The sequence below is a fragment of the Cereibacter johrii genome, from assembly GCF_001720585.1.
GTDB lineage: Bacteria > Pseudomonadota > Alphaproteobacteria > Rhodobacterales > Rhodobacteraceae > Cereibacter_A > Cereibacter_A johrii.
In genome coordinates, this window is the sequence record NZ_MABH01000196.1 from 1 (window position 1) to 7,516 (window position 7,516).

At 72.2% G+C, this 7,516-nt stretch carries 8 protein-coding genes and 1 pseudogene; 7 read left to right on the top strand and 2 right to left on the bottom strand.

Going from position 1 to position 7,516, the window contains the following annotated elements:
- Window positions 1–229 (top strand): annotated as a pseudogene (locus A9O63_RS17545) (dihydroorotate dehydrogenase); the annotation flags it as partial.
- 1 nt (window position 230) lies between these two features.
- Window positions 231–758 (top strand): periplasmic heavy metal sensor, encoded by a 528-nt coding sequence (locus tag A9O63_RS17550; protein ID WP_069333077.1) that lies wholly within the window; start codon window positions 231–233, stop codon window positions 756–758.
- A gap of 66 nt (window positions 759–824) precedes the next feature.
- Here the strand turns inward: A9O63_RS17550 and A9O63_RS17555 are convergent, their stop codons facing one another.
- A complete protein-coding gene (locus tag A9O63_RS17555) occupies window positions 825–2,210 on the bottom strand; it encodes a diguanylate cyclase (RefSeq protein ID WP_069333078.1) in 1,386 nt (461 codons plus the stop codon).
- Window positions 2,211–2,339: 129 nt separating this feature from the next.
- Between A9O63_RS17555 and A9O63_RS17560 the strand changes: the two genes are divergently transcribed.
- From A9O63_RS17560 to A9O63_RS17580, 5 genes are all read left to right on the top strand, one after another.
- The gene (locus tag A9O63_RS17560; RefSeq protein ID WP_069333079.1) at window positions 2,340–2,618 is read left to right on the top strand and encodes a DUF3572 domain-containing protein; all 279 of its coding nucleotides are present in this window, start codon (window positions 2,340–2,342) and stop codon (window positions 2,616–2,618) included.
- Between the two features lie 55 nt (window positions 2,619–2,673).
- Window positions 2,674–3,366 (top strand): HAD family hydrolase, encoded by a 693-nt coding sequence (locus tag A9O63_RS17565; RefSeq protein WP_069333080.1) that lies wholly within the window; start codon window positions 2,674–2,676, stop codon window positions 3,364–3,366.
- A 133-nt stretch (window positions 3,367–3,499) separates the two neighbouring features.
- On the top strand, window positions 3,500–5,209 hold the full coding sequence (locus A9O63_RS17570) for a DUF4153 domain-containing protein (RefSeq protein ID WP_235837000.1): 1,710 nt from the start codon (window positions 3,500–3,502) through the stop codon (window positions 5,207–5,209).
- A gap of 62 nt (window positions 5,210–5,271) precedes the next feature.
- Complete coding sequence (locus A9O63_RS17575; protein WP_069333082.1) at window positions 5,272–5,859, top strand: heme NO-binding domain-containing protein; 588 nt, start codon at window positions 5,272–5,274, stop codon at window positions 5,857–5,859.
- Window positions 5,859–6,866 (top strand): GGDEF domain-containing protein, encoded by a 1,008-nt coding sequence (locus tag A9O63_RS17580; protein WP_069333083.1) that lies wholly within the window; start codon window positions 5,859–5,861, stop codon window positions 6,864–6,866. The genes A9O63_RS17575 and A9O63_RS17580 overlap by 1 nt, the downstream gene beginning before the upstream one ends.
- 241 nt (window positions 6,867–7,107) lie before the next feature.
- Here A9O63_RS17580 and A9O63_RS17585 read toward each other — a convergent pair.
- Window positions 7,108–7,516: CHAD domain-containing protein (locus A9O63_RS17585; RefSeq protein WP_141703113.1), on the bottom strand; the 409-nt coding region annotated here is incomplete at its 5' end.

A 7,516-nucleotide genomic window follows, 5' to 3' on the forward strand; every position in this document is an offset into this window, starting at 1 on the left:
CGCGCCGCGGCCGCGCGTCAGGCCCCGGCTTCTGGCGCTATTCGGCGGCGGCGGCGTTTTTGCGGGCCTTGCCACCGCGACCCTCGCGGGGGTCTGGATCGGGATGGCCCAGCCCGCGCCCGTGGCCGAGGCGCTCTGGGGCGGCACGGCGGGCGATCCGCTGGAAAGCGTGGACCTGCTGCCCGGCTACGACCTTTTTGCAAGCCTCGAGACGCCGGTGGAAGGCTGAGATGACCGACATGACCCCCACTCCCCCCTCCGCTTCGCGCGCCCCCCGCTGGATCAAGGTCGCGCTGGCCCTGTCGGTCGCGCTGAACCTTGCCGTCGTGGGCATGGCAGGGGGCGCCATCTGGCGCTTCCGCGCCGATGACGACATGCGCGGCCCGGTGCGCGATCTCGGCTTCGGCCCCTTCGCCGAGGCGCTCGCGCCCGAGGATCGCAAGGAGATGCGGCGCGCGTTCCTCGACGAGCGCGGCGATTTCCGCATGATCCGCCGCGAGATGCGCGAGGATTTCCGGGCGATGCTCGCGACGCTGCGGGCCGAGCCCTACGATGCGGCCGCGCTGCAGGCGGTGCTCGACCGGCAGCAGCAGCGCGGCGCCGAGACCGCGGCACTCGGGTCGCGGCTTCTGGGCGCGCGGATCGAGGCGATGGCGCCCGAGGAGCGGCGAGCCTTCGCCGACCGTCTCGAGGCGAGCCTTACCCGCAAGGGGCATCATGGCGAGCACCGCGGCGAGCGGGGGCGTCCGCACGACTGAGCCCGCGCCCGCATGGCGAGCTCCGCGGCGAGCGGGGCGCCCGCGCGGCTGAGCCCGCGTCCGCGATCAGGCCACGGCGCTCCGCTCGATCGTGACCTGGTTCCGGCCCGCCGACTTGGCCAGGAGGAGCGCGCTGTCGGCCCGCTGCACCACCGCATCGACCGGCTCTGCGCGCCGTCCGGCCCCGTCGGGCGAGAGGGCGAGACCCACCGAGATCGTCACCCGCAGGCTGCCGCCGCAGGGCAGGGGCACCGGCTCCTCCTCGACAGCCTCGCGCAGCCGTTCGGCCACCGCATGGGCATCCTCCGGGCGGTGCACCTCGGGCAGCGCCACGAGGAACTCCTCGCCGCCGATGCGCGCGATCAGATCGCCGGGGCGGAGGTTGGCATGGAGCCTGCGCGCCACGGCTACCAGCACCGCATCGCCCGCGCCATGACCCCAGCGGTCGTTCACCGACTTGAACCGGTCGAGATCGATCACCATCACCGCGAACCGCTCGTCGGTCGCGCGTGCCCGCTCGGCCACGGCGGCGAGATGGGCCCCCGCATAGCGGCGGTTGTAGAGCCCGGTCAGGGGATCGACGACCGCAAGCCGCAGCCCGTTCTGCAGCGTGGCGCGCATCTCGTCGCCCCGGCGCTTGCGGCGCAGGAGGTTGCGCAGCCGCAGCCGCGCCTCGCGCGGATCGAAGGCCGCGGGCAGGAGGTCGTTCGCGCCGAGATCGTAGATCATCGCCGTGCCCTCGCCGCCCATCTGCCCGCGGACGATGCAGACCGCGGCATGGCGCGAGGCGGCCCGGCTGCGGAGATCCGACATGAGCCGGAGCCCGCCGCCCGGCCCGTCGAGATCGGCGTCGATCACGAAGATGTCGGGCACCGGGCCAGCCTGGGCCAGCGCTTCCTCGCGGCTCTGGAGCACGATCCGGTCTGGCATCAGGGCCTGAAGCTCCTTCCGCCAGCGCAGGCCCATGTCGGGCCGCGCCGCCACCAGGGCGATCAGGCCCGGCCCCTCGAAGGCCTCCGCCCGCTCGGCCAGACCCAGCGCGCGCAGCGCAGCCCCGCGCACCGCGCCCTCGCCCGAACTGTCGCGCTGCCGCAAGAGGCTGCGCAGCCGCGCCATCAGCACCGGATCGTCCAACGGCTTGGCGAGAACATCGTCGGCCCCCTCGGCCAGCGCCTGCAGCGCGATGGACGGATCGCGCGAGGCGGAGATCATGATGATGGGTATGTCGCGCGTCGCGGGATCCGCGCGCAGATGGCGCAGGACCTCGAGGCCCGCCATGTCGGGCAGGGCCCAGTCGAGCAGGATCAGATCGGGCAGCTCGGCGCGCGCCAGCGACAGGCAGCTGGCCCCGTCGCCCGCCATCAGGGGCAGGTAACAGGCCGCCGCGAGCTTGACCTTGAGGACGATGCGGTTCGTGGCCACATTGTCGGTGATTAAGACCTTTCCGCCCATGCCCCTGCCGCCCTGCCTCGCCGAGGCCCCACTCTGGCGGGGAACTGGTTAAGGTTTCCTTTCCCGGTCTTCCCCCTGTCGCCCGGATGTGATCTGACCGGTCTCTGCGGACAGACATGGGGGATCGACATGCAGCGACAATCCGCCGAGACGCTGGCTCTGCAGGCGCTGGGCTGGATCGCGGCGCAGGAGGGGCTGCTCGATGCCTTCCTGCACATGACCGGGGCCACGCCCGAGGATGTGCGCCGCGATGCGGGCAAGCCCGCCTTCCTGATCGGCGTGCTCGACTTCCTGATGGCCGAGGATGCCCGCGTCATGAGCTTCTGCGACGAGGCGGGGCTCGATTACGAGGCGCCGATGCGGGCGCGGGCGGCCCTTCCCGGCGGCGCCCAGACCCATTGGACATGATCCCGTTGCATCTGCCGCGCAGCATGGCACTTTCGGCCGGGGCAGGGAGGTGGACATGATCCGCGGCATCATCTTCGACAAGGACGGCACGCTCTTCGACTTCCGCCGCAGCTGGGGCGCCTGGTCGGCGCATCTCCTGCGCGAACTCGCGGAGACCGAGGCGCAGGCGCAGGATCTGGCTGTGGCGCTGGGCTACGACATGGAGACCGGCGCCTTCGCCCCGTGGAGCCCGGTGATCGCCTCGACCGCCGAGGAGATCGCCGAACTTCTGCTCCCGCTGCTTCCCGGCAGCGACAAGCAGGAGCTGGTGGCGCGGATGAACCGGCTCGCGGCCGGGGCGGAGATGTGCGAGGCGGTGCCGCTTCAGCCGCTTCTGTCGGGCCTCCGGGCGCGCGGGCTGAAGATCGGGCTGGCCACGAACGATTCCGAGGTTCCGGCGCGGGCCCATCTGGGCCGGCATGGGCTGACCGAACTGTTCGATTTCATCGCGGGGGCGGATTCCGGCCACGGAGGCAAGCCCGAGCCGGGGATGCTCCTGGCCTTCGCCGACCGGCTGGGCCTCGCCCCGGCGCAGGTGGTGATGGTGGGCGATTCCGCCCATGACCTGATCGCCGGACGGGCGGCCGGGATGCGGACGGTGGCGGTGCTGACCGGCATCGCCGTGGCCGAGGATCTCGCGGGACTGGCCGATGCGGTCCTGCCCGACATCGGAGAGCTCGCGGACTGGATCGACGGTCTGGCCGCCTGACCGCTGGCCTCCGCCTCGGGGCCCCGGCCTCGGGCGGCGCCCCTGCGGCTTCCCGCCGGGTCGACTGGAAGAGCCCCCGGCTTCGCGCTAGCGTCCCCGCGCGGCAGCTTCGGGGGGCGCGATGGAACGGCACATGCGGCAGCGGTTGGTGATGACCGCCATGGGCGGGCTCGCGGGGTTGTGCCTGCACCTGCTTCTGAAGGTCGCGGAGCAGCAGATCCTGCCCGACCGCGCGGCCCTCTGCGCCACGGGCTTTGCCGCGGTCTTCTTCGGCGGCTGGCTGAGCCTGACCGGGCCGCTCCCCGCCCGGCGCGCGGCGGCCGGGGCGGCGCTCGTCGCGGCGGCGGTCACGGTCTTCCTCTTGCTGGCGAGCCTCCGGTTCGACGGGATCGAATCGATGTTCAGCGTCGCGGGCAGCGTCCTGCCGGTGCTGATCCTCGCCCTCGTGCCGCTGCCCTTCCTCGTGGCCGCCGATCAGGGGACCTGGCGCGACTATCCCGCCCTCTTCACCGCCGCCTGGACCCTGACCGTACGGATGGCCGCGGCCTGGCTCTTCACGGCGCTGGTCTGGGGGCTCCTCCTCCTCTCCAACGCCCTGCTCGAGCTGGTGGGCGTGGATGTGATCGGCCGCATCACCGACACCGACATGGGCCCCTGGCTCGTCACCGGCCTCGCGCTCGGTCTCGCCCTCGCGGGGGGGATGGAATATTCCGACCTGATCTCGCCCGCTCTGGTGCTGAAGCTTCTGCGCATCCTCCTGCCGCTCGTCCTCTGCGTCGTGGCGCTCTTCATCCTCGGCCTGCCCCTCCGGGGTCTCGAGGCGGGGTTCGGCACGGTCTCGGTCGCGCAGATCCTGATCGCGATGGCGGCGGCGGCCGCGCTCCTCGTCACCATCGCCATCGACCAGAGCGACGCCGAGGCGGTGGAGGGCACCTTCATGCGCCGCGCGACGCAGGCCCTGGCTCTCCTCCTGCCCGTTCCGGCGGCGGTGGCGGCCTGGGCGCTCTGGCAGCGCGTCGCGGCCTATGGCTGGACGCCCGAGCGGCTGGTCGGGGCGGTGGCGGCCGCTTTCGCGCTGGCCTACGGGCTCCTCTATGCCGGATCGGTCCTGTCGGGGCGCGCCTGGATGGCGCGGATCCGGGCGGGCAACATCGGCATGGCCCTCGTGCTCCTCGTGACGGCGGCCCTCTGGCAGACGCCGCTCTTCGACCCCACGCGGATCGCGGCCCGCGACCAGCTGGCCCGCGTCCTCGACGGCCGGACCGAGCTGCCCGATCTCGACCCCTATGCCATCGGCCGCTGGGGCCGCGCAGGCTCGGAGGCGCTCGAGGCGCTGCAGCAGCGTGCCTCCGAGCCGGGTCAGGAGGCGCTGGCCGACCGGCTGGCCCGGCCGGGCGTCCCGGGGCGGATGCGGGCGAGCGAGGATCTGGCGGTGGAACTCGCCACGCTGATGGCGGTGCGGCCCCCGGGCAAGGAGGCCATGCGCGAGGCCGTCGTGGCCCGCCTCGCGCCCGCCGAGCGCAGGGTCTGGCGCGACGGCTGCCGCATCGCGCTGCCCGACGGCCGGCCGGGCTGCGTGATGATCGTGGGCGACTTCCTCACCGAGCGTCCGGGCGAGGAGGCGCTGGTGCTGATGCTGCGCCCGCGCGGCGGGCTTTCGCAGCAGGGCTTCGGCCTGAGCGAGGGCCGGCTCGACATGCTTTCGGTGCAGGACCTGACGCCCGCCACAGCGGAGGCGCCCGAAGCCGTCATCGCAGGCCAGCTCGACACGGGCCCCGATCTCGGGCCGGCGCCGGTCAACCGGCTGCGCGCGGGCGGCAGCGCCTTCGTGCTGATGCCATGACCTCATTGGGATCTTGTTAAGCGCCGCCGGATAGTCTTCGGGTCAAAGGAGGATCCGGCGACGTGCATGGCTTGGTGAACAGGGCGATCGAATGCTTTCTGCGCGACACATACAGCCCCGCGCTCTGGGCCGATGTCGCGCGCGATGCGCGGCTCGGCTTCGACACGTTCGAGCCGATGCTGATCTACGAACTGTCCGAGACGGAGGCGGTCATCGCCGCCGCCGCCCATCGCCTCTCCCGCTCGCGCGAGGCGCTTCTCGAGGATGTGGGCACCTATCTCGTCTCCCATCCGACGACGGCCCGCCTTCGGCGCCTGCTGCGCTTCGGGGGCGTGACCTTCACAGATTTCCTCCATTCGCTCGATGACCTGCCGGACCGGGCGCGGCTGGCGCTGCCCGATCTCGACCTGCCGGACCTGCAGATCACCGACCTCGGGCCGAACCGCTTCCGGCTCATCTGTGCCTCGCCGCTGGAAGGCATGGGGCATGTGATGCTGGGGCTCCTGCGCGCCATGGCGGACGATTACGGGGTGCTCGTGATGCTCGTGCATCGTGGGCAGACGCCCGAGGGCGAGGCGGTCTCGATCGCGCTCCTCGATCCGGCCTTCTCGGTGGGCCGGCCCTTCGATCTGGCCGAGCGGCTGGGCTGATGGGCAATGTGGCAAAGCCCGTCGGCATCGGGGCAGGGGGGCTCGATCTCCTCATGCCCATGCATCTGCGTCTCGATCCGCTGGGCGAGATCGCAGGCTGCGGCCCGACCCTGCGCAAGCTCTTCGCCGATTCGCCGCTGCGCCGGCCCTTCTTCGACCTCTTCAAGGTGCGCAGGCCCACGGGCATCGAGACGCCGGCGGCGCTCGCCGCGCGCACGGGTGTGCGCCTCCATCTCACCACGCTGGACGGCGGTGTCAGCCTGCGCGGCGTGGCGACGCCGAAGCACGAGGGGCGGGGTCTTCTGTTGAACCTGTCCTTCGGGATTTCCGTGATCGAGGCCGTCCGCCGCCACGGCCTGACCGACGGAGACTTCGCGCCGACCGACCTCGCGGTCGAGCTTCTCTATCTGGTCGAGGCCAAGACCGCCGTCGCCGAGGAGCTGCGCCGCCTCAACGGCCGGCTCGAGAGGGCCCGCCGGCTGGCCGAGGAGGAGGCGCTGACCGACGAGCTGACGGGGCTCCGGAACCGTCGGGCGATCGATCAGGCGCTCGAGGCGGTGATCGCCACGCGCCGGCCCTTCGGGCTGATGCATCTCGATCTCGATTTCTTCAAGGAGGTGAACGACAGTTTCGGCCATGCCGCGGGCGACGAGGTGCTGCGGGCGGTGGCACAGGTCCTGTCGCGCGAGACCCGGACGGGAGACACGGTGGCCCGGATCGGGGGCGACGAATTCATGATGCTCTTCCCCGGCCTCGCCGATCCCCAGCCGATGAAGCGCCTCGCCGCACGGGTCATTGCCGATGTGGATCGGCCCATCCCCTTCGGCGGCGGTGTCTGCCGCGTCTCGGCCAGCATCGGCATGACGCTCTCGGTGCAGTACGACCGGCCGGATCTGGCGCGGATGCTTGCCGATGCGGATGAGGCCCTCTACGCGGCCAAGCGCGCGGGCCGGGGGATCGCCGTGCTCAGCGAGGGCGCGCGACCGGAGCATCGACGCGATGCTTGACATCCGAAACGCCGGGGGCCCGCGCCTCCGCCACAACGAAGAAATGCTCCGGCAGCCCCGCAGGCTTCCGACCGACGGCGCTGTCATGTGATCCGCCCGTGACGCGCGGAGGAACTCCACCATGGTGCCTCGGCGAAGGAGTTCCGCCGCGGCGCCTCGGCGGAGGCAGGCGCTCCGGGGCACCTTTCCGCCCCGGAGCGCGATCCGCTCCGATGGGACCCCCGGCCGCGGCCTCGTCGCCTCAGGCCGGGGATGTCTCCACGCGCGCCTGCGCTTCGCTCTCGCTCCACCAGACCGGCGCCGCCGCGGTCTGCGACCAGAGGCTGCTCGCCGTCTGCATCGCCTCCCGGGCGGCGGCGGCGTGATGTGCGTCCAGCGCGCCCTCGCGGCGCAGCATCGCCAGATCGTTCAGATGGCCGAGCGCATCCTGAAGCTCCTTCATCCGTCCGAGGAAGCGGGCCTGCGCCTTGCCCGCCCAGATCTCGCCGAAGAACTCGACCGTATAGCGCATGGTCTTGAGATCCTTGCGCATCTCGTGCCGCTCCTCGTCCGACATGGTCGCAAGATCGCCCCCGTGCGCGAGGCAGGCCGCCCAGGCGTCGCCCAGTGCCCGCCCTCCGAGAAGCGTCGTCGGTCGCGCGGCCAGCGCG

Excerpts from the sequence above, each read along its gene's own strand:
- A9O63_RS17550 (WP_069333077.1), top strand. The coding sequence starts at position 231 with ATGACCGACATGACCCCCACTCCCCCCTCCGCTTCGCGCGCCCCCCGC.
- A9O63_RS17555 (WP_069333078.1), bottom strand. The coding sequence starts at position 2,210 with ATGGGCGGAAAGGTCTTAATCACCGACAATGTGGCCACGAACCGCATC.
- A9O63_RS17560 (WP_069333079.1), top strand. The coding sequence starts at position 2,340 with ATGCAGCGACAATCCGCCGAGACGCTGGCTCTGCAGGCGCTGGGCTGG.
- A9O63_RS17565 (WP_069333080.1), top strand. The coding sequence starts at position 2,674 with ATGATCCGCGGCATCATCTTCGACAAGGACGGCACGCTCTTCGACTTC.
- A9O63_RS17570 (WP_235837000.1), top strand. The coding sequence starts at position 3,500 with ATGCGGCAGCGGTTGGTGATGACCGCCATGGGCGGGCTCGCGGGGTTG.
- A9O63_RS17580 (WP_069333083.1), top strand. The coding sequence starts at position 5,859 with ATGGGCAATGTGGCAAAGCCCGTCGGCATCGGGGCAGGGGGGCTCGAT.